Origin of the sequence: Microbulbifer variabilis ATCC 700307, assembly GCF_000380565.1 — a bacterium.
GTDB classification, from domain to species: Bacteria; Pseudomonadota; Gammaproteobacteria; order Pseudomonadales; family Cellvibrionaceae; genus Microbulbifer; species Microbulbifer variabilis.
Genome location: NZ_AQYJ01000027.1, coordinates 378,566 through 399,650, shown reverse-complemented (window position 1 = coordinate 399,650; position 21,085 = coordinate 378,566). Strand labels below are relative to the sequence as shown.

General features: G+C 51.3%; 16 protein-coding genes. 8 read left to right on the top strand and 8 right to left on the bottom strand.

All coding sequences use genetic code 11. The annotated features are described in order from the left end of the window. Positions 1-2: 2 nt before the first annotated feature. The 4 genes from pstB to G367_RS0114880 form a co-directional block, all read right to left on the bottom strand. Positions 3-878 (bottom strand): phosphate ABC transporter ATP-binding protein PstB, encoded by an 876-nt coding sequence (pstB, locus tag G367_RS0114895; protein WP_020413944.1) that lies wholly within the window; start codon positions 876-878, stop codon positions 3-5. Between the two features lie 33 nt (positions 879-911). Beyond that, the gene (pstA, locus tag G367_RS0114890; protein WP_020413943.1) at positions 912-2,198 is read right to left on the bottom strand and encodes a phosphate ABC transporter permease PstA; all 1,287 of its coding nucleotides are present in this window, start codon (positions 2,196-2,198) and stop codon (positions 912-914) included. After that, positions 2,191-3,570, bottom strand: coding sequence for a phosphate ABC transporter permease subunit PstC (gene pstC / locus G367_RS0114885; RefSeq protein ID WP_020413942.1), 1,380 nt, complete (start codon positions 3,568-3,570; stop codon positions 2,191-2,193). Before pstC ends, pstA begins: the two co-directional genes overlap by 8 nt. A gap of 139 nt (positions 3,571-3,709) precedes the next feature. Then, the gene (locus G367_RS0114880; RefSeq protein WP_020413941.1) at positions 3,710-4,762 is read right to left on the bottom strand and encodes a PstS family phosphate ABC transporter substrate-binding protein; all 1,053 of its coding nucleotides are present in this window, start codon (positions 4,760-4,762) and stop codon (positions 3,710-3,712) included. 183 nt (positions 4,763-4,945) lie between these two features. Between G367_RS0114880 and G367_RS0114875 the strand changes: the two genes are divergently transcribed. The 5 genes from G367_RS0114875 (at position 4,946) to G367_RS0114855 (ending at position 12,298) form a co-directional block, all read left to right on the top strand. Further along, a complete protein-coding gene (locus G367_RS0114875; protein ID WP_020413940.1) occupies positions 4,946-5,518 on the top strand; it encodes a TRAP transporter small permease subunit in 573 nt (190 codons plus the stop codon). Next, positions 5,515-6,879, top strand: a complete 1,365-nt coding sequence (locus G367_RS0114870) for a TRAP transporter large permease (protein WP_020413939.1) — start codon at positions 5,515-5,517, stop codon at positions 6,877-6,879. Before G367_RS0114875 ends, G367_RS0114870 begins: the two co-directional genes overlap by 4 nt. 354 nt (positions 6,880-7,233) lie before the next feature. After that, positions 7,234-8,127, top strand: coding sequence for an ABC transporter ATP-binding protein (locus G367_RS0114865; RefSeq protein WP_020413938.1), 894 nt, complete (start codon positions 7,234-7,236; stop codon positions 8,125-8,127). Between the two features lie 19 nt (positions 8,128-8,146). After that, positions 8,147-11,728 carry an ABC transporter permease/M1 family aminopeptidase gene (locus G367_RS0114860; protein WP_026305155.1) on the top strand — a complete coding sequence of 1,194 codons (3,582 nt, stop codon included), beginning with the start codon at positions 8,147-8,149 and terminating at the stop codon, positions 11,726-11,728. Positions 11,729-11,899: 171 nt separating this feature from the next. Next, positions 11,900-12,298 carry an acyl-CoA thioesterase gene (locus G367_RS0114855; RefSeq protein ID WP_020413936.1) on the top strand — a complete coding sequence of 133 codons (399 nt, stop codon included), beginning with the start codon at positions 11,900-11,902 and terminating at the stop codon, positions 12,296-12,298. 43 nt (positions 12,299-12,341) lie between these two features. On the opposite strand, the gene G367_RS0114850 is transcribed toward G367_RS0114855, so the two are convergent. The 4 genes from G367_RS0114850 to uvrD form a co-directional block, all read right to left on the bottom strand. Continuing rightward, positions 12,342-13,208 (bottom strand): hypothetical protein, encoded by an 867-nt coding sequence (locus tag G367_RS0114850; protein ID WP_020413935.1) that lies wholly within the window; start codon positions 13,206-13,208, stop codon positions 12,342-12,344. Between the two features lie 86 nt (positions 13,209-13,294). Next, entirely contained in the window at positions 13,295-13,999 is a 705-nt protein-coding gene (locus tag G367_RS0114845; protein WP_020413934.1) for a hypothetical protein, read from the bottom strand. Positions 14,000-14,190: 191 nt separating this feature from the next. Then, complete coding sequence (locus G367_RS0114840; protein WP_020413933.1) at positions 14,191-15,321, bottom strand: TRAP transporter substrate-binding protein; 1,131 nt, start codon at positions 15,319-15,321, stop codon at positions 14,191-14,193. Between the two features lie 133 nt (positions 15,322-15,454). Next, the gene (uvrD, locus tag G367_RS0114835; protein ID WP_020413932.1) at positions 15,455-17,659 is read right to left on the bottom strand and encodes a DNA helicase II; all 2,205 of its coding nucleotides are present in this window, start codon (positions 17,657-17,659) and stop codon (positions 15,455-15,457) included. Positions 17,660-17,798: 139 nt separating this feature from the next. On the opposite strand from uvrD, the gene hexR reads away from it, so the two are divergent. The 3 genes from hexR (at position 17,799) to G367_RS0114815 (ending at position 21,077) form a co-directional block, all read left to right on the top strand. Continuing rightward, on the top strand, positions 17,799-18,653 hold the full coding sequence (gene hexR, locus G367_RS0114825; RefSeq protein ID WP_020413930.1) for a transcriptional regulator HexR: 855 nt from the start codon (positions 17,799-17,801) through the stop codon (positions 18,651-18,653). Between the two features lie 189 nt (positions 18,654-18,842). Beyond that, positions 18,843-19,481 (top strand): NAD(P)-dependent oxidoreductase, encoded by a 639-nt coding sequence (locus G367_RS0114820; RefSeq protein ID WP_020413929.1) that lies wholly within the window; start codon positions 18,843-18,845, stop codon positions 19,479-19,481. 336 nt (positions 19,482-19,817) lie between these two features. Further along, complete coding sequence (locus G367_RS0114815) at positions 19,818-21,077, top strand: multidrug effflux MFS transporter (RefSeq protein ID WP_020413928.1); 1,260 nt, start codon at positions 19,818-19,820, stop codon at positions 21,075-21,077. The last annotated feature ends 8 nt before the right edge of the window (positions 21,078-21,085 follow it).

Here is a 21,085-nt window from a genome sequence, read left to right as displayed (position 1 = left end):
ACTCAGCCGAAGCGGCCGGTGATATAGGCTTCGGTTAATTCGTGCTCAGGGTTGGTGAACACGGTTTCGGTATCGTTAACTTCGACAAGTCGACCCAGATGGAAGTAGGCCGTACGCTGACTGACGCGAGCGGCCTGCTGCATTGAGTGTGTAACGATGGCGATAGTGTAGTTCTCGCGCAGCTCATCAATCAGCTCTTCGATACGTGCGGTGGCGATGGGGTCCAGGGCCGAACAGGGCTCATCCATCAGAATAACTTCGGGGCTAACCGCAATAGCCCGGGCAATACACAAGCGCTGCTGCTGGCCACCGGAGAGTCCGGTACCCGGCTTATCCAGGCGATCCTTTACCTCATTCCATAGCCCGGCGCGGCGCAAGCTGCTCTCAACAATTTCATCCAGATCGGCGCGGCGGCTGGCGATCCCATGGATCTTGGGACCATAGGCCACGTTCTCATAGATGGACTTTGGAAAAGGGTTTGGCTTCTGGAATACCATGCCCACCCGAGCACGCAAGGGCACAACATCCACCTTGGGACCGTAAATAGGATCGCCATCCAGACTCAACTCTCCCTCAACACGACAACCTTCAATAGTGTCGTTCATACGGTTGAGGCAGCGCAGGAAAGTGGACTTACCACAACCGGAGGGGCCGATCATGGCCACCACTTGATTGCGGCCTATATCCAGGCTGACGGAGTGGATAGCCTGGGCCTCGCCGTAAAATACATTCACATTGCGCATGCGCAACTTGGCGGTATCACAGAACGGCTTGCCCACGGTTTTCCGGACTTCGGCGCTCGCTGCAATTTGCCCGCCAGTCAGTTCGGATTGCGCCGCCTCTGTGCGCCCCGCGGCATCCAGGGTCATGGTACTCATAAATAATCCCGCTTTCTGTTAATCCGCGCTGTGTTACCAGCGGCGCTCAAGTTTCTTGCGCAGTAATACCGCGCTGGCATTCATTACAATCAATACGCTCAGCAGCACCATAATTGCTGCCGAAGTGCGCTCGACAAAAGCGCGCTCAGGGCTGTCGGCCCACAGGAAGATCTGTACCGGTAGCACAGTGGCTGGATCCGTCACCCCGGCGGGCACATCGACAATAAAGGCGACCATACCAATCATCAACAGAGGTGCTGTTTCACCCAGAGCCTGGGCCATGCCGATAATCGCACCGGTAAGCATACCCGGCATTGCCAGTGGCAACACATGGTGGAAAACCACCTGCATACGCGAGGCACCCATCCCCATAGCCGCTTCACGAATAGAAGGCGGTACCGCTTTTAATGCCGCACGGCTGGAAATAATAATCGTCGGCAGTGTCATCAGGGTCAGCACCAAACCGCCGACTAACGGCGCCGAGCGAGGCAGCTCGAAGAAATTGATAAAAATCGCCAGCCCCAACAAACCAAATACGATAGAAGGTACCGCAGCAAGGTTATTAATATTCACTTCAATTAGGTCGGTCCAGCGGTTCTTCGGTGCATATTCTTCCAGGTAAATGGCGGCGGCTACGCCGATAGGGAAGGACAACGCCAGTGTCACCAGCAGAGTAAATAGCGACCCCATCAGCGCTGCCCGAATACCAGCCTGCTCTGGCTCACGGGAATCCCCATTGGTAAAGAAGGTGGTATTGAAACGTTTTTTCAGCTCACCACTATCCAACAGTTGCTCAATCCAGCCGGCTTTCTGCTCAGAGGTGCGACCACGAAAACCCTCCTTGGAATCCTTGAGGCTCTTAACAAAGGTGTCCACATCGTCATCAGCGGCGAACCAAACCTTCTCGCTCTTGCCAAGCAGCTCAGGGTCATCAGCCAGGCGGTCACGCAGAGTGAAAGGCGCGCCAGAAGAAACCAGGGTATATAGCTCGCGCTTTTCGCCACGGCTGGTCACCGAGGGAAAGCGCTCGCGCAATGCTTGGCGAATCACACCGGAGAAGTTGGCCCAGGCCAGGCTCTCATCGTCGACTTTGTCGATGTCAAGTACCTGTGCGTCGTAGTGTATTTCCAGCTGGATAGCGGTCTGCATAAAAGCACCGCTACCCTTGCTGATAATATCGCTGAACAGAATTACAACTGCGAGTACCCCGAAGGCGATACTGGCAATGCCCAATCCGCGAAAGAGCTTTTCCTTGCGATGGCGGCTGGCGAGGCGCTTCTCAATACGCTCGCGAACCTGCGCCTGAGTCAGATTAGTCATACTGCTCCCGATATTTTTTCACTACGTGCAGGGCGATAAAGTTCAGCACCAATGTGGTAACAAACAGCATTAAGCCCAGGGCAAAGGCCGCCAGGGTTTTGGGGCTGTCAAACTCCTGGTCACCAACCAGCAGGGTCACAATCTGAACGGTAACAGTGGTCACAGACTCCAGCGGGTTGGCGGTTAAGTTAGCTGCGAGTCCCGCCGCCATCACCACGATCATGGTCTCACCAATTGCCCGTGACACCGCCAGCAGAACACCGCCGACAATTCCCGGCAAAGCCGCCGGGATGACCACTTTGCGCACTGTTTCAGAGTGGGTGGAGCCCAAGCCCAGGGCACCATCGCGCAATGATTGCGGCACCGCATTGATCACGTCGTCCGACAGTGAGGAGACAAACGGGATAATCATAATGCCCATCACCAGACCAGCAGCCAAGGCACTTTCACTGGAGGCCTCCAGGCCGACCGAGGTAGCCAGGTCACGAATAAAGGGCGCAACAGTCAGGGCGGCAAAGAAGCCGTATACCACTGTAGGTACACCGGCGAGAATCTCCAAAATAGGTTTGGCCACTGCACGGACACGTTTACTGGCATATTCCGCCAGGTAAATTGCCGCCATCAAACCAATCGGTACAGCGACAAACATGGCGATGGCAGAAACCATTAAGGTGCCGGTAAACAGGGGCACAGCACCGAAGGCACCACTGGAACCAACCTGGTCGGCACGCAGGGCCATCTGCGGGCTCCAGTGCAAACCGAACAGAAACTCGGTGACCGGAACCGACTGGAAGAAGCGCAGGGATTCAAATAGCACCGAGAATAGAATACCCACGGTGGTAAAAATGGCCGCGCAGGCACAGGCAATCAATATAGCCCGCAAGACCTTCTCAACTTTTTCTCTGGCGCGTAATTGTGGAGAGAAACGTAAAAGAGCAAAAGCCCCAAGACCCACGGCCAATATCAAGCTCATAAAGGCTTGCATATTATTGGAGCTGCTACGCAATTGGCTGAGGTGATCCGCCGCTTCTTGCAAACGTGGAGTGGCTTCCCCCAACATATGACCCGCAGCCAGATTTTGAATTTGGGCGTAGAGCAGATTCTGTCCTGAAATTGTCTCGGGTTTGTCGGCGACACTGTTCAGCACCATAGCCCGAATAATGGCATCGTCAAAAATCAGCCAGGCTCCTAGTAATATCAAAGCCGGCAAGCCACACCAAAGCGCGGCAAATATTCCGTAATAACTAGGCAGGGAAGCCAGATTTCGTAAGCCACCTAAGCTGCGTGCAGCGCTCAGTGCACGGCTAAAGCCGGTACCGTAGGCCACCAGTATCAACAGCAGCAGAAGGGCGAACAGTGTGGGGGTTTGCATTGATTTACCGTGCTAAAAAATGGTGGTCGGCATTATCCCGACATTTCCCTCAGATTCCACAGTGCTGTGGACAAAGAAAAGCCAAGCCCTCTCGGGCTTGGCCGTCAATTCCCTTTGACTGTACTACTCCAGGATATAGTTATTTTGCAGCGAGATTGCTCAGTGCATTCAGCTTGCGAACGTCAGTAGCAATTTGCTGACGCTTCTCTTGAGGCAACGGGATCATGCCTTTGTCTGTCAGGTAACCTTCATCACCCCAGGTGCGCTCATTGGTGAACTCGGCCAGGAATTGCTTGATGCCCGGTACTACGTCAGCATGCGCTTTCTTCACGTAGATAAACAGCGGGCGGGATACCGGGTAGCTCTGATCAGCAATAGAATCGAAAGTCGGGGCCTGACCTTCAATCAGTGAGCCCTGTACTTTGTCGGCATTCTGATCGAGGAAGCTGAAGCCGAAAATGCCCAGGGCATTCGGGTTGGCAACCAGCTTGTTCACGATCAGATTGTCGTTCTCACCAGCTTCTACATAAGCGCCATCTTCGCGCACGTTGTGACAAATCGCCTTGTAAGCGCTCTTGTCTTTTTTCTTCATGGCCTTGATCCAGCCAAACTTCTTACAGCCACCTTCCATCGCCAGCTCGGCAAAGGCATCGCGGGTACCGGAAGTGGGGGGCGGGCCCAGAACTTCAATTTTGGTATTGGGCAAAGCCGGGTTTACGTCTTTCCAGGTCTTGTAAGGGTTGGCCACCAGGGTCTCGGAACCGTTAGGGTTTGGTACTTCTTTAGCCAAAGCCAGGAAAATATCCTTGCGGGATAGCTCAAACGGAGCTGCTTTCTTTGCGTTGGCGAGTACGATGCCGTCGTAGCCGATCTGGACTTCCACAACATCAACGCCGTTGCCGTTACACATTTCCAGCTCGGACTGCTTGATACGACGGGATGCACCGGTGATATCTGCAGTGCTCTCGCCAACGCCCTGGCAGAATAACTTCATACCGCCGCCAGTTCCCGTGGATTCAACTACCGGGGTTTTGAACTGTGTAGCGCGGCTGAAGCGCTCTGCCACAGTAGTAGTAAAAGGATAAACGGTAGAGGAACCGACAACACTGATGTAGTCGCGAGCCGCCATAGCCACCTGAGAGGTGGCGAGGGTCAATGCCGCCAGGGAAGTGGCCAGAATTTGCTTGTTCATGTGGAACTCCGATGAGTGTTTTTTATTTCACGCGGCGATGCTAGGAACAACGGGTGACGATTCTATGAACAAAAGATGACAAAAAGATGACAGCTTGAAATATGGCTCGCTGGTGCATGGACTGCCAAAACGGTAACCTTCGTGCAACCAAGATAACAATAAGATGTAAAGAGAGAAGCCCCCATGCCTTTTCTGTTGCGTGGAGCCCGTGCATTGGAGAGTCTGTCCAGTCGCACCGGTCACCTGCTGGCCTGGTTTACCTGGGCCATGGTTTTACTGCAAAGCTGTGTCGTGGCACTACGCCATCTTTTCGATAGCGGCTCTATCGCCCTACAGGAATCCGTAGTCTATCTGCACGGTGCTACCTTTATGCTCGGCCTGGCCTACGCCCTGCAAACTGATGCCCATGTGCGGGTAGACATCCTCTATAGGCGCATGGGGACCAGGGGCAAGGCCTGGGTTAACGCCGTAGGTTATCTCATCTTTTTATTACCAATTTGTACTTTTATGCTGATTAGCAGTTGGCAGTTTGTACTGAACAGCTGGTCAGTGCTTGAAGACAGCGCCAATGCCGGCGGCCTGCCAGGGGTATTCCTATTGAAGAGCCTGATCCCTCTTGCGGCAATTACCCTAGCCCTGGCCGGCGCAGCCCAGTTTATGCGCGCCCTCCTGCAACTGATGGAAACGCCAGCCCCGACAACCAAGGCCTCGGCCAAGCCCCGGTTACTAAGGCAAGCAGAGGAGGCTGAGGCATGATGGAGTTAATCCCTCTGCTGATGTTCGCCGCTGTCTGTGCAATGTTGATGTTCGGCTATCCGGTAGCCTTCACTCTTGGTGGAACAGCGCTAATCACCGCTGGCCTGGGTATTGTGTACGGCGTCTTTGATGCAGAATTGCTGCGCGCCTTTCCCGATCGCCTCTACGGCATTATGCAAAATGGCACCCTGGTGGCCGTGCCATTATTTGTGCTGATGGGTGTGATACTGGAGCGCGCCCGAATCGCCGAGGATTTACTGGTCAACCTAACCAAGGTATTTATGGGGGCGCGGGCAGGAATGGCCATTTCTGTAGTAGTGGTTGGTGCACTGCTCGCCGCCAGCACCGGAATAGTGGGTGCCACGGTAGTAACTATGGGTCTGATGTCCCTGCCCACCATGCTGAAACAGGGCTACTCTCCCAAGCTCGCCACCGGTACCATCTGTGCCACCGGTACCCTCGGGCAAATTATCCCTCCATCTATTGCGCTGGTATTACTGGGAGATACTCTCTCCAATGCCTACCAACAGGCACAGCTGTCTGCCGGAATCTTTAACCCCAAGCCCGTCAGCGTCGGTGACCTGTTTATCGGGGCAATTATCCCGGGCTTACTGCTGGTAGCAGCCTACATTATTTACCTGTTATTCATGGCCCGCCGCGAACCGGCGAAAGCTCCCTCCACCGAACAGGAGGCACTGGAAGTCTGGCCGTTGATTAGCAGCCTTTTTCCTCCTATTGCCCTGATGTTGGTGGTTTTGGGCTCCATTATTACCGGTGCAGCAACTCCCACAGAGGCCGCTGCAGTAGGTGCACTGGGCGCAGGTTTGTTGGCTTATAGCCGTGGTGCCCTGAATTGGGCACGAGCGGGGGAGGTTGGGCGAAGCACCCTACAAGTAACAGCGATGGTCTTCGCAATCCTAATCGGAGCCTCGCTGTTTTCTCTGGTCTTCCGCGGTTATGGCGGCGAAGAATTGGTAACCAGTATTTTTCACAGCCTGCCCGGTGGCGTAGTAGGGGCGACACTATTGGTAATGCTGGTGATTTTCTTACTTGGGTTTATTCTCGACTTTATCGAGATCACCTTTGTAGTGGTACCTATTGTAGGGCCAGTTTTATTAGCAATGGGAGTCGACCCGATTTGGCTCGGCATTATGATCGCCATTAACCTGCAAACTTCATTCCTGACACCACCGTTTGGTTTTGCCCTCTTTTATCTACGCGGTGTCGCACCCAGCTCAATAGCTACTTCCGCTATATACCGTGGTGTTGCGCCCTTTATTGGCATCCAGATTTTTTTACTTTGTCTATTGGCGCTCTGGCCAGCTCTGGCAACCTGGCTGCCAGGGATTATTCAAAAATAACAGGTACATACCCTATTTTTACACCTGTTAAAAATAAAAGGGGCCGGCTCAATTGCGCCGCCCCTTCTCAGTCTCTATCGTCAATTCCACACTCCGCACTTAACTACAGAAACATCAAACTATTTGTCTTTTAAAACTTTCACTACACCTTGTCATCCCTCTTTTCAGAAAATACTCCTGTTACATTAACGATTTAAAACCTGGTGTAACTGTCTATATATTGACGGTGAAATGCACCTATCGACACTCGAAACAAATAAAGATAACAAATAGGGAATCAAGAACTCTGAAATCAGTCTATCGATTCTTAAAAAAAAATTAAGAACATGAATAAATATTAAAAGGGAATTAAAAATGCTGAAGATCTCTAGTCTTTCCAAGACTTATGACAATGGCGTACACGCGCTTAAAAACGTCAATCTGGATATTCCAAAGGGAATGTTCGGGTTGCTCGGACCCAATGGGGCCGGCAAGTCCTCATTGATGCGTACCATCGCCACTCTGCAATTCGCCGATAGTGGATTCATCACTTTTGATGGAATCAATGTGGCCACCAATCCGCAGAAAATCCGTAGTACTTTAGGTTACCTGCCACAGGATTTTGGTGTTTATCCGAGAATCAGTGCCGAAGATATGCTTGATCATATGGCGGTACTTAAGGGTATCAGCAATCGAAAGGAACGCCGCGAGCTGGTGGCTGACTTATTGCACCAAACCAATTTATTTCGTGATCGCAAGAAAAATCTGAGCGGTTACTCCGGCGGTATGCGCCAGCGCTTTGGCATTGCCCAAGCCCTTATCGGCGACCCGCGCCTGATTATTGTCGACGAACCCACAGCTGGACTCGACCCACAGGAGCGCAATCGCTTTCATAATCTGCTCAGCGAAATTGGCGAGAATGTAGTAGTGATACTCTCCACCCACATTGTGGAAGATGTTGCCGATCTGTGCCCCAATATGGCCATTCTCGCAGCTGGAAAAATTGTTGCACAAGGTAAACCTGAAGAGCTGACTTCCAAGCTGCAAGGTCGCGTATGGCGGCGTATCGTCAATAAATCAGAGTTGGAAGAGTGCCGTAATAAATTCGATGTGATTTCCACTCGCCTATTAGCCGGCCGTCATGTTGTACATATACTGGCGGAATCTCAACCGGGTGAAGGGTTTGAACAACTGCAACCCGACCTGGAGGATGTCTACTTCTCCACCCTCTTCAGTGATGAAGAATCTCGAGTGGCTAGCGCCGCCTGAGGCGGGGGAGGGTATCGACATGTTTTTATCTATTGCTAAGTTTGAATTTCACTATCAACTGCGCCAGCCGGTGTTTTATGTCACCAGCCTGGTTTTTTTCCTTCTGACATTTGGCGCCACTGCCTCCAACAGTATACAAATCGGCGGTGCCGGCGGCAGCACCCTAATCAACTCCCCTTTTGCGATCATGCAAACCCTGCTGATCATGAGCTTGTTCAGTATTTTTATTACCGCCGCATTCGCAGCCAACCCGGTACTGCGTGATCGTGATATGAAAATGGATGGTATCGTCTTCAGTACCCCTATCAGCAAGCGCGATTATTTACTAGGGCGCTTCACAGGGTCATTTACTGTTTCTTTCCTGGCATTTTCAGCCTCTGCCCTAGGTATGCTGTTCGGTTCCTGGATGCCCTGGCTGGACCCGGAACGGTTAGGTCCAACACAAATATCTCATTACTTACAAACACTATTCGCACTCATTCTTCCCACCATGCTGTTTTGCAGCGCACTGTTTTTTAGCCTGGCAGCTGTAACTCGCAGCATGATGGCCACTTACTTGGGGTTGATTGCTTTTCTGGTTCTCTATTTTACCAGTCAGGGGATGATGGACGAGCCCGCTTATCGCAGTGTCGCCGCACTGGCCGACCCCTTCGGTCTCGGCGCCTTCGATAATGCCACTCGTTATTGGACCGCCTTCGACCGCAATACTTCCATGATTGCCCTGGAAGGAGAGTATCTAACCAATCGCATAATATGGCTCATCGCCAGTTTGCTTATTATTGGGTTGGGCTATAGACGCTTTTCTTTTGCCGAGCGCAAACCACTCTGGTCACGTCGTCACAGAATAGAGAATCAAACTGAGGAACAGCTTCGTTACAATAAGCCAATACCGCGAATCACTCCTACTTTTGGCGCAACCGCTGTTTGGCAACAATTCCGGGTACGCAGCGGTTTTGAAGTCAAAGCCGTGGTAAAAAGCCTGGCTTTTTGGGTAATTCTCGCAATTGGTGTTCTCAACGTACTGGGTGCTTCCCTTAACCTGGAAGCAATTTTCGGTACCTCGGTTTACCCTGTTACCCGCTCAATGATAAGCCTGATACAGGGCGCCTTCAGCCTGATCATGATGATTATTCTGATCTACTATGGGGCTGAATTAGTATGGCGCGAACGCCAGACCGGCTGCCATGAAATTATGGATGCAGTGCCCACACCGAACTGGGTTTTTGTGGCAAGCAAGTTTATCGCAATGCTGGTGGTTCTAGCCGGTATATTGATTGCCAGTATGCTGACCACTGTCGCTGTACAGCTGGGCAAGGGGTACGCTACCCTCGAGCCAGGGCTTTATTTTTATGGTCTCTGGTACCAATTCGCAATGCCCTTCTACCTGATGGCTGTTCTTTCTATCTTTGTCCAGGTAATTACCCGTAATAAATTCCTCGGCATGTTGCTGATGGTGGGCTACCTGATCAGCTCTATAGTGCTCGACATCTTAGGTTTTGAGCACAACCTCTATCAGTTCGCCGGTTGGAATGCTGCTCCCTACTCGGATATGAATGGCTATGGTCACTTTGAACAGGGTCGCGCCTGGTTTGCATTTTACTGGACAAGCTTCAGCCTGATATTAGCAATGTTGAGTTATGGGCTCTGGCAGCGGGGCACCCTGGCCTCACTAACGAGCAGGCTCAAAGCCCTACGCTTCCAGCTGGGATTGCCCAGCCGTTTAGCTGGTATTACAGCCTTCCTGCTGTTTGTTGCCAGTGGAACCTTTATTTTCTACAACACTAATATTCTCAACGACTATGAAACCAGCAAGGATCGCGAGCAGCTAGCCGCAGACTACGAGAAAAAGTACAAATCCCTGGAAGACAAGCCAGCGCCACATATCATCGATGTCAATGTAGATGTGGATATCTTCCCCGATGAACGCCGCTATGAAGTGCGTGGGCGTTACTTCCTGATGAATAAGCGCGATAAATCTATCAATGAAGTAGCCATCGGACTGGAGCGCGGTCTCACGGTCAACCAGCTATCCCTGAGTCAGGCCAAACTGCGCGAAAAGGATGAGCAATTCGGCCATTATTTCTTCGAACTGGAGCAACCCCTGGAACCCGGAGAGTCACTTACACTGGAGTTTGATCTTAGCAGGATCAGCCGTGGCTTTATGAACTCCGGCTCCTCCACCACTATTGTGCAAAACGGTACTTTCTTTAATAACTTTGAGGCGATGCCCTTTATCGGTTACAACAGCAATATTGAATTAACTGACCGTCACCTGCGCAAGAAGTACGATCTACCCCCGCCTCAGCGAATGCCCAAACTGGAGGATACAGATCACTACCGGGAGTCCTACCTGCGCAGCGACTCCGACTGGATTAACTTTGAAACCACGGTCAGTACCTCAGTGGGACAAGTAGCACTGGCTCCCGGCTATCTGCAAAAAGACTGGCAGGAGGGAAAGCGCCACTATTTCCACTACAAGATGGATGCCCCGATTCACAATTTTTTCTCCTACCTTTCTGCGGACTACACCATAGTTAAAGACCAGTGGAAGGATGTAGCCATTGAGGTCTACCATCACAAGCCTCACGACTACAACGTGGACCGTATGATTGAAAGTGTGAAGAAATCCCTGGAGTATTTCAGTGAGGCTTTCAGTCCCTATCAATATCGCCAGTTGCGTATCGTTGAGTTCCCGGGTTATGAAAGTTTTGCCCAGGCATTTCCCAACACCGTGCCCTTTTCAGAATCCATCGGCTTTGTCGCCGATCTCCGCGACCCGAATGAAATTGATTACGTCTTCTATGTAACTGCCCATGAGGTTGCACACCAGTGGTGGGCACATCAGTTGGTCGGAGCCAACGTGCAAGGCGCCACTTTGCTCTCCGAAACCCTGGCCCAGTATTCCGCACTGATGGTTATGGAGCAGGAATACGGTCCGGAAAAAATACGTCGCTTCCTCAAATATGAGCTTGACCGTTACCTGAGCGCGCGGGGTAGCGAACTCCTTGAGGAACTTCCCCTGACTCACAATGAAAACCAACCCTATATCCACTACCGAAAGGGCTCTGTAGCCATGTACGCCCTCAAAGATGCCATGGGTGAAGATGCCATAAATGCGGCCTTGGCATCGTTGCTGAAAGATAAAGGGTTCTCCAGTGACCCCTATCCCACCAGTATGGATTTGGTGGCAAGGCTCAGAGCGCACGCCGAATCATCTCACCAGGAACTGATCACCGATATGCTGGAGAGGGTAGTTCTTTTTGACCTGAAGATCGCAAAGGCCACCTCTGAGCTATTGGATAATGGTAACTATCGCGTTCTGTTGGAGTTGGAAGCTCACAAGTTCGAGGCCGATGGGGAGGGCCAGGAGCAAGAAATCCCAATGAATAATCGGATAGATATCGCCATTTTCAAGGAAGATCCCGACAAGAACTTTAATTCAGAAAACGTGCTCTACTTCGCCAAACAGGAGATCAGCGAGCAAACCACCGTGCTGGAGTTTGAAGTGGAGGGCAAACCGAGCATCGCTGGAATTGACCCCTACATCAAGATGATTGATAAAAACCCAGACGACAACCTGCTGGAAATAGAGGCTTTGTAAGGCCCAGATCACTAGTCTCCCGGCCATCTGGGGTGGTGGCTGGGAAGCAGGATGGCCAGTTTTCTCCAGCAAATTTGGGATAACACTGGTCAATTACTGCGCAATTTGTGCTAGAATGCGCCACCTTCCCAGAAGTAGTACCCAATAACTCTAACAATCTGTGAGCAGTCGATGTCCGCACTTTCAGCCCTAGATGAAAACCCGCAACCCACAGGTACGCTAACCCTGCAAACCCTGGCCATGCCCCGTGATACCAATCCCCAAGGGGACGTATTTGCTGGCTGGCTGATGTCGCAAATGGACCTGGCGGGCGCAATCCTCGCCCAAAGTATCGCACGGGGCAGGGTAACCACCGTTGCGGTAGGCAGTATGGTGTTTTTACGCCCGGTACCTGTTGGCTCCACAGTCAGCTGCTATGCAGAGGCTATCGAAGTGGGTCGTTCTTCGATCAGGACTATGGTTGAGGTGTGGCTGACACGGGTTGATTCCGGTGAGCAGGTGAAGGTCACTGAAGGTGAGTTTGTTTTTGTCGCTATTGACGATAGTGGGCATACCAGGCCACTGCCTTAAAGATCGTGCTGGGGGGAGATTTCCTCCCCTGAAATCAGCTAATTTAGCTTTCCAGGCATACCGGGGAAGGTTCTTTAGCTATCGTTGGTACAGACTTCACCCAACCACGCAAAGTTCTAAAAGTCATTCGATTACATTCCTCTGAAATAATGCGCCCTCGCTCATAGACTTTTTCTCCTCCAGAAAAAAAACTCAAAGTCATTTCTTTATTTTCTGGCTTGCGGTTTTCTGAAAGTTCTGCCTTCATTGCCATAAGAGAATCAACAAACAACTTGATACTTAATTCGCCGAGAGAGTCAATAGGTATGATTTTTTTATCTTTATTTGGCGAGGAAACAACCTCAATCAAATTTTGATAGGCTGGCTTTTCTTGGTTATCCAGCTCAGTTATTGAGACTGCATTTTTCAAAGTTAATGTACTTCTATCCTGTGACAGAAAGAATACAGGGTGAGACTGAACAACCCAAGGATGATTAGTTTCAGCTTCCCAAGCAATAAATGGGATATTTTTTTTCTGTAAATCAACTTTAGAAATTTCTATTAAATCAACAGCATTAAAGGCAGCAATATTCTCTTTATATGGTTCCAAAATCTTATCTGCCCTTTCCTGCTCTGCTTTCTTTTTACTATCCCCAGTTGCACCTACAATTAAAGCATGGGCGAGAATAGATCCAGCGAAAGCAGCTGGCGTAGCGCCAATATAAGTCATCTGCCCATGATTTACATCTAAGCTATCATGATTAACCTGACCATAAAATGGTGGCTTTTTGAACGCCTCTACTTTTATAGCTATCGAAGTATCAACAGGAATACTAACAGACTGATCAATATACTCTACATATGGAGAAGTCTTGTTACCAGAACACCCAGCAATCAGCATGTATATAATAAATAATGCTTGATATCTCATCTTTAGTCTCAAAAGAATAAATTCTGCAATAATTGACTTGAGTGCCAGTAAGTTTCTAGCACTCAATTAATCATAAGGATTAAACCTTACTGATCTGTTTTTGGTGTACCTAAAGAGGAGATAATGATTTCTTTTCCTTCTGCTATAGCTTGATAATAAGCATTAGTTAGAGCAGGGAAGTTTGGAGACTCATCCCATTCACCAGAAGCTGCCTTTAGAACTTGCACAGGACGGTACCACTCGTAGGTATTATTTGAAAGGTCAACTAAATACCCTAATGCTTCGAAATAGCCTTTTGGCTCGCTTGTCGGTATATAGCTTGAGTAGGTTCTATGCATACCTACAGCGTTTAAATCCAAAACCAAGAGGTAACTAATATTATATTGCTCGGCAAATGAAGAAAAATCCCGCTTGGTAGAATTGGGAATTTCTGATTTGTATTTAGGCAACTTACGTAAATTAAGTTCCTGGGAAATTTCTACTACCTCAATGTCTTTGGACTGTAGCAGCTTGTTCATATCAGCAGCAATAATCACTACTTCATCCGCTGACAAGGTTTCAGTGTGGGTACTAAGCGAGGAGTTCGCTATCTCTGCAGCAGCCAAACAGAGAAGACAACTTGCTCCAGGGAGATAAACATCTGGTGTAGGTACTTTTGACACTACCAATCCTACGCGCTTCCCAGGTTGCTTCCAAAAAGTTTGATCTGGCATAACTGGTGATTGAGGTACACCTGCACAGCCTGAAAGAAAAACCATCCCCAAAATAAGTAAGCCAAAAGCTCTAAGCATTTATAACTCCCAAGTCATATTTTTGTAGTCAGACAATAAAAACCGCGGCATTATTGTTCAAATAATTAAAAATAAAAACCCAGGCAAGAAAATATTTTCACTGCTTTATTAGTACAGAAATTTAGGTTTGTCGCAAAATGCAAATTTATGGTTAAATCTTTGACTCATACTTTAATTAGCGGGAAGCAAAACTAATTATCCAGCTCTCGCGCCTGGTAATAAGCCTCTTCACTAATCTGGTGGTAGGGCCGTACATCCCGCTCAAAATCCTTAAAGGCTTTATAGATACGGGCAAACTCAGGGTCCTTGTCTGCAGTCTCCTGCATAATTTGCGTGTTGATTTGCTTTAAATGAGAAAGTACTTCATCCGGTAGACGCCTGAGCTTTACACCGTGCTCTTCCACTAATTCACGCAGGGCTCGGTTATTGCGCGCAGTGTACTCATCCAGCATGTCCTGGTTTGCTTCCCGGGCTGCCACGCGCACAATTGCCTGCAGGTCTTTAGGCAATTTATCGAAGGCTTTTTTATTGACAATAAATTCCATCATCGAGCCAGGCTCATGCCAACCAGGATAGTAATAATACTCGGCAACCTGGTGAAAGCCGAAGGCTAGATCATTGTATGGGCCAACCCATTCGGTCGCATCAATGACGCCAGTCTGCAACGCTGTATAAAGCTCACCACCAGGAATCGTAACGGCCGTGCCGCCGGCCCGGTTTAATACTTCACCTCCCAGCCCGGGAATTCGCATTTTTAAACCCTGCAAATCCTCGACAGAGTTAATCGGCTTATTAAACCAACCCGCCATTTGCACCCCTGTGGAACCACCGGCCAGGGGTATCAAATTAAAAGGCTCGTAAATCTCCTCCCAGAGTTCCAAACCACCGCCGTGGTGGAGCCAGCCATTCATTTCCTGGGCATTCAAACCAAAAGGTACCGCAGTGAAAAACTGAGCCGCCGGAATCTTGCCTTTCCAGTAATAGGCTGCACCGTGCCCCATCTGCGCCGCACCCTCGGAAACAGCACCGAAAACCCCCAATGCAGGCACCAGTTCACCCGCACCGTAGACCTTAATTTTGAGACGGCCAGCAGACATCTGCTCTACCTCTTTGGCGAAGCGCTCCGGTGCCTGGCCCAGGCCGGGGAAGTTTTTTGGCCAGGTAGTAACCAGCTTCCACTCAAACAATTCTTTATCACCAGTATCAGAAAAGTGTTGTTGAGGCCCTTGAGCCGCACGGGAAGTTACCAGCGCGGCAAAGGTAATTACCAGCAGGGCGAGAAGGCCCAAAATAACGGCGGGGTACCAATTAATTTTTTTCATCGCTTCTAATTATCGTTTTTCTTGTAAGGCGCTGACTGTCAGCTAGCTAACTTTAATTATCGTGGCTCCAGTGATACTGGAGCCACGTGAGATTTGCTTCTTCAAAATAGATTCAGTTTTCCAGACCCTTGGTCTACAGCGGCTGCAATTTAGCCATAGCCACCACCAGCCATTTACTGCCGGCATCATCGAAGTTCACCTGTACCCGTGCGCGCGGACCATTACCCTCAAACTGCACTACGGTGCCCTCACCAAATCTGGCATGCTCCACTCGCCCTCCCAGGGCGAGCGGTGGCAAATCATCAAAGTCTGGGGCCGGGTCGGAAAACTGACCAACTTTGCCATAATCCGCCTGGTATAGTGGCCGGGAAATCTCAGTCTTGAGGCGCACCTCGTGCACCAAATTAGCTGGAATTTCACCAATAAACCGTGAGGGGCTGTTATAGGTCTCACTGCCAAACAGGCGGCGGTTTTCTGCGTAGGTGATATACAGTTTGCGCATAGCGCGGGTAATTCCCACGTAGCAGAGTCGGCGCTCCTCCTCCATACGACCCGGCTCCTGCGCGGACATCTTGTGGGGAAACAGGTTTTCCTCCACACCCGCCATAAATACCAGGGGAAACTCCAGGCCTTTGGCGGAGTGCAGGGTCATTAACTGAACCGCCTCCTCAAATTCATCTGCCTGGCCCTCACCGGCATCGAGGGCAGCGCTGTCGAGGAACTGGTTGAGCAGAGGAATTTCCTCCTCATCTTCCTCCCCTTCGGGCAGGTCCACACCAGAGAAAGCGCGACAGGCAGTCACCAGTTCCTGCAAGTTCTCCACCCGCGTCTGGCCCTTCTCACCTTTTTCCTTGCCGTGGAATTCCAACAAGCCGCTAGTCTCGATCACATCCTCAGCAATAGCATCCAACTCTTTATCTTCTGCATTCGCTGCCAGCTGGTTAATCAGGTCCAGAAAGCTCTGCAGGGCATTGCCGGCGCGAGCGGCCAATACCCGCTGCTGCAACATCAGCTTGGCCGCCTGCCACAGGGAACAGCCCTGTTCGCGGGCATAGGAGCGCACCATTTCCACCGTGCGCGCACCGATGCCACGGGTCGGCGTATTCACCACCCGCTCAAACGCAGTGTCATCATCGCGGTTGGTAATCAGGCGCAGATAAGACAGGGCATTCTTGATCTCCAGGCGCTCGTAGAAGCGCTGGCCGCCATAGATGCGGTAGGGCACCTGCTCGCGCAGAAGCCCCTCTTCAAGTACCCGGGATTGCGCGTTGGAGCGGTAGAGGATGGCAATGCTGTCGCGGCGGTTGCCATCGCGCACCCAGTCATTGATGCGTTCGACAATAAAGCGCGACTCATCCTGTTCGTTGTAGGCCGCATAGACGGCGATGGGCTCACCCTCTTCACCCCTGGTCCACAACTCCTTACCCAGACGGCCACTGTTATTGGCGATCACCGCGTTGGCCGCATTCAAAATGGTGGAGGTGGAGCGGTAGTTTTGCTCCAGGCGCACCGTCTGGACTTCTTTCAGGTCTGTGGAAAAGTGCTGAATATTCTCGATCTTGGCACCGCGCCAGCCGTAAATGGACTGGTCATCGTCACCCACAGCGGTGATATGGCACTGCTCACCAGCAAGCAGACGCAACCAGGCGTATTGAATCGTGTTGGTATCCTGGAACTCATCCACCAGGATAAAGGGAAAGCGCTGGCGGTAATGGGCGAGAATAGCGTCGTTATTCAACCAGAGTTCATGGGCGCGAAGTAACAGCTCACCGAAATCCACCAGCCCACCACGCTGGCAGGCCTCTTCATAGGCAAAGTAGATCCGCACCATGGTCTGCAACCATGGGTCGGCGCCAGCATTGATATATTGCGGGCGCAGGCCTTCATCTTTCTGCGCACCGATCCACCACTGGGTTTCCCGCGGCGGCCACTTTTTATCGTCCAGCCCCAGATCCGCCTGTACCCGCTTGATCAGGCGCAGCTGGTCGTCGGAATCCAGGATCTGGAAGTTCTGCGGCAACCTGGCCTCTTGCCAGTGGGCTTTGAGCAGGCGATGGGCCAGGCCGTGGAAGGTGCCCACCCACATGCCGAAGGTATTCACCCCCAGCAGCTCTTCGATACGAGCGCGCATCTCGCGGGCCGCCTTGTTGGTAAAGGTCACCGCCATAATGGAATAGGGCGAGGCACCTTCCACCTGCATCAGCCAGGCGATGCGGTGCACCAGCACCCGGGTCTTACCCGAACCGGCACCGGCCAGAACCAATTGATTGCCGGGCGCGGCTGCTACTGCTTCGCGCTGGGCGTCGTTGAGGGGGTCTAAAATCTGAGATACGTCCATGGGCGATGATTGTACCAGAGCTGCTGTGCGAGACCTGTGTAAATAAACAGCATTTTACCCATCCTGACAACGCAAAGCCGCTCGCCAGCGGGGGGCACAGCCGCTACACTGCGCCATCTGGCATAGCGAAGGTAGTCTTGTGAAACCAGCGGAAGTCACGCAAAAAATCAGCGAACAACTGTCATCCATGCGCAAATCTGAGCGCAAGGTGGCGGAGTATATCCTCGCCAACCCGGATGAAATTATTCATATGCGTATTGTTGACCTGGCCACCGAGGCCCAGGTAAGTGAGCCCACGGTAGTGCGTTTCTGTCGCGCAGTAGGCTGCTCGGGGTTCCAGGAGTTCAAGCTGAACCTGGCCCAGCAGCTGGCCTCCAGCCCCAGTTTTGGCCAGATTGCAGTAACCGAGACCGACACCATTGCTGAATACAAGCGCAAAGTATTCGATTCCACTGTGGATACATTGTTGAAGGTACGCGACAGGATTGACGACCGCGCACTGGAAGCCGCTGTGACCGCCATGGCCGCCTCCAAGCGGGTAGAATTCTTCGGCTTTGGTGCCTCCGGTGCTGTCGCTGCCGATGCTCAGCACAAATTCTTTCGCCTGCAACTGGCTACTGCCGCACACTCCGACCATCACATCCAAAATATGTCGGCTATGTCGATGCAACCAGGGGATGTTGTGGTGGCTATTTCCCAGAGTGGGCGGACCAAAGCACTGTTACGCTCCATGAGCATGGCAAAAGAGCAGGGCGCTCTGGTCGTGGGCCTGGCCCCAAGTGGCTCCCCGGTAGCCCAGCAGGCGAGTATTCCACTGGAGGTGGATGTAGAAGAGGATATCGAGATCTACACGCCACTGTCTTCTCGAATCGCCCACCTGGTGGTAATTGATGTGCTAGCAATTGGCGTAGCCCAGCGTAAAGGACCACAGTTGCAAGAGCACCTGTTAAAGCTCAAACAGGGCCTTTACACCCTTCGTGAAGACAAGCACTGAGAGCATGAGCGTCCGCATAACGAAAAGATTAACCGCAGGCACCGCATTGACGGCTTCCCATAGCAGCCAATGCACTGCCATCGGCCAACAGAAATTTATTGCTCCAGCACTATTAACTATCCCATAAATACTGCAATACAAAACTAAACTGCTTGGCATCCCCAACAAAGACACCCCGAGATTGAACGCATGAATATTGCATTGATCGGTGCCAGTGGTTTTATCGGTTCTGCACTGTTGGTCGAGGCCTTGGCAAGAGGGCACCGGGTCACAGCTCTGGTTACCCACCCCGAGAAGCTACAAACCCAGGAGAGGTTAACCGCAACCCAGACCGACGTATTAAACACTACGCAGCTTGCCGACTTATTGAGAGGCCACGATGCGGTGATCAGTGCTTTTAGCGGCCACGCCCAACAGGATATTCACGGCTATTACCTGCGAGGCTTCGAATCAATTCTCAACGCCTGCAAAGAGGCGGGGATAGATCGCCTTCTAGTTGTTGGTGGCGCCGGCAGTCTTGAAGTTGCTCCAGGAGTGCACTTATTGGAAACTCCCCAATTTCCACCGGAATGGAAAGCCTCAGCTCTCGGTGCCCTTGATGCCCTCAAGCGACTAAAGCAGGAAAATACGCTACAGTGGACTTTCCTGAGCCCCGCCGCCTTGATCGAGCCCGGCGAGCGCACTGGTCATTTTCGTCTCGGAGGCGACCAGCTGATGGTGGATAGGGATGGCCGTAGCCGCATCTCCCTAGAGGATTACGCCATAGCAATGATCGATGAGCTGGAGCAGCCTCAACATATCCAGCAGCGTTTTTCAGTTGCCTACTAATGAAAACTGTTAAGTTAAAAGATACTGAGTTATTGATAAGCTGGTGAAAAGGTCACTGTCCCGTTACCATTGGGTCACATTGGAGCCTTGGCCAAAGGCCACCAAATACGTACCCTCGGCTGGATAAACACCAATTTTATGTTTGAAATCCAGCCGACATACCCGAATAGACCGCCTTCTCAGCGCCTTTCGCGATACGAAAAAGCTCTCTACCGAAAGAACCGTCTTAAACTCACAGGTTTGATATTGAGCTTGCTGTAGTCTCGACTGTGGTCTGCCATAACAGATCGAGCAATGCGTTTTACGGTTTTCCACTGAGCTGTATCAGAGTCAACTATGAGTTCGAAGCCAAAACCTGATGAAAAAACCACACCGCGTTGGCTGGTGGTATGGCTGGCGGCTCTCGTATCCTTGACGCCCTTTTCGATTGACAGCTACCTGCCAGCTATTCCCGCCATGGCTGCAGCGCTGGATACTGAGGTGGAGCGAGTACAGTATTCAGTTTCCAGCTTTTTGTTGGGTTTCGCCCTGGGGCAATTGTTCGGTGGCCCACTATCAGATCGCTGGGGACGCCGCTTAGTGGGGACTATTGGTCTAAGCATTTATATTGTCAGTTCTCTGTTAGTGCTGCTCACAGACCATGTCGACCAGTTGATTATCCTGCGCTTCCTTCAGGCCATCGGTGGCGGTTTTGCTACTGTGATCTGCGCAGCAATTGTGCGCGACCTGCACAGTGGGCGCGAAGCAGCCAAGATTATCTCTATGATCAGTACCATAATGTTGATCGCTCCCCTGATCGCACCAGTCATTGGGGCACTCCTTCTGGCCATTGGTGGCTGGCAAAGCATTTTTGTTTTTTTACTCTTGTACGCATTGGCAATGCTGGTTCTGGTGCGCCTGTTATTGCCGGAGACCGTGCCGCGCTTTACCCGCGCGCGTCGCCAGCTAATGCCTCTGGGGTCCTTGATCTCAAGTTATGGGCAGGTATTGCGCAATCGCCGGGCCCTCGGTTTCCTGGGCGCCCAGGCCTGTGTGAGCGGCTCGATGTTTATCTATATCACCACAGCGCCCTTCGTATTTATGGATTATTTTGAGGTCAGTGCCAGCCAGTTTCCCCTGTTTTTTGGCAGCTGCATTCTGGGCCTGATCTGCATGGTGCAGGTCAATATACGGCTGTTAAATCTGTTTCAGCCGCGCAATATATTGCTGGCAGGCATCTCTCTACAGATACTGGGTTGTGGTCTGCTGTTGCTGGGCACTATGACTGGAATTCGGGAAATTACCTTGTGGATGGTGCCACTGGTACTGGTGATGAGCTGTATCGGCATGACAGGCCCCAACGCTGCAGCCTGCTATCTAGAGTTCTTCCCCAAAATCAGTGGCAGTGCCAATGCCCTCTATGGGGCCACCATATTTATTACCGGGGGGGTCCTGGGCGGATTAGTCAGCAGCATACACACCGGCACCCTGGTGCCTATCGCCGCATCTATGTTTGGCTGTGCGGTGGCAGCATTTTTTTCCGCCATGGTAATCGCTCAGGCGCGCAAGCCCATCGAATCAGATATACCGGCTACCAAACGATTCACCCCACGCTAATCCATGAG

Bases quoted from the DNA above. Each gene is read 5' to 3' on its own strand.
- pstB (WP_020413944.1), bottom strand. From the start codon at position 878: ATGAGTACCATGACCCTGGATGCCGCGGGGCGCACAGAGGCGGCGCAA.
- pstA (WP_020413943.1), bottom strand. From the start codon at position 2,198: ATGACTAATCTGACTCAGGCGCAGGTTCGCGAGCGTATTGAGAAGCGC.
- pstC (WP_020413942.1), bottom strand. From the start codon at position 3,570: ATGCAAACCCCCACACTGTTCGCCCTTCTGCTGCTGTTGATACTGGTG.
- G367_RS0114880 (WP_020413941.1), bottom strand. From the start codon at position 4,762: ATGAACAAGCAAATTCTGGCCACTTCCCTGGCGGCATTGACCCTCGCC.
- G367_RS0114875 (WP_020413940.1), top strand. From the start codon at position 4,946: ATGCCTTTTCTGTTGCGTGGAGCCCGTGCATTGGAGAGTCTGTCCAGT.
- G367_RS0114870 (WP_020413939.1), top strand. From the start codon at position 5,515: ATGATGGAGTTAATCCCTCTGCTGATGTTCGCCGCTGTCTGTGCAATG.
- G367_RS0114865 (WP_020413938.1), top strand. From the start codon at position 7,234: ATGCTGAAGATCTCTAGTCTTTCCAAGACTTATGACAATGGCGTACAC.
- G367_RS0114860 (WP_026305155.1), top strand. From the start codon at position 8,147: ATGTTTTTATCTATTGCTAAGTTTGAATTTCACTATCAACTGCGCCAG.
- G367_RS0114855 (WP_020413936.1), top strand. From the start codon at position 11,900: ATGTCCGCACTTTCAGCCCTAGATGAAAACCCGCAACCCACAGGTACG.
- G367_RS0114850 (WP_020413935.1), bottom strand. From the start codon at position 13,208: ATGAGATATCAAGCATTATTTATTATATACATGCTGATTGCTGGGTGT.
- G367_RS0114845 (WP_020413934.1), bottom strand. From the start codon at position 13,999: ATGCTTAGAGCTTTTGGCTTACTTATTTTGGGGATGGTTTTTCTTTCA.
- G367_RS0114840 (WP_020413933.1), bottom strand. From the start codon at position 15,321: ATGAAAAAAATTAATTGGTACCCCGCCGTTATTTTGGGCCTTCTCGCC.
- uvrD (WP_020413932.1), bottom strand. From the start codon at position 17,659: ATGGACGTATCTCAGATTTTAGACCCCCTCAACGACGCCCAGCGCGAA.
- G367_RS0114820 (WP_020413929.1), top strand. From the start codon at position 18,843: ATGAATATTGCATTGATCGGTGCCAGTGGTTTTATCGGTTCTGCACTG.
- G367_RS0114815 (WP_020413928.1), top strand. From the start codon at position 19,818: ATGAGTTCGAAGCCAAAACCTGATGAAAAAACCACACCGCGTTGGCTG.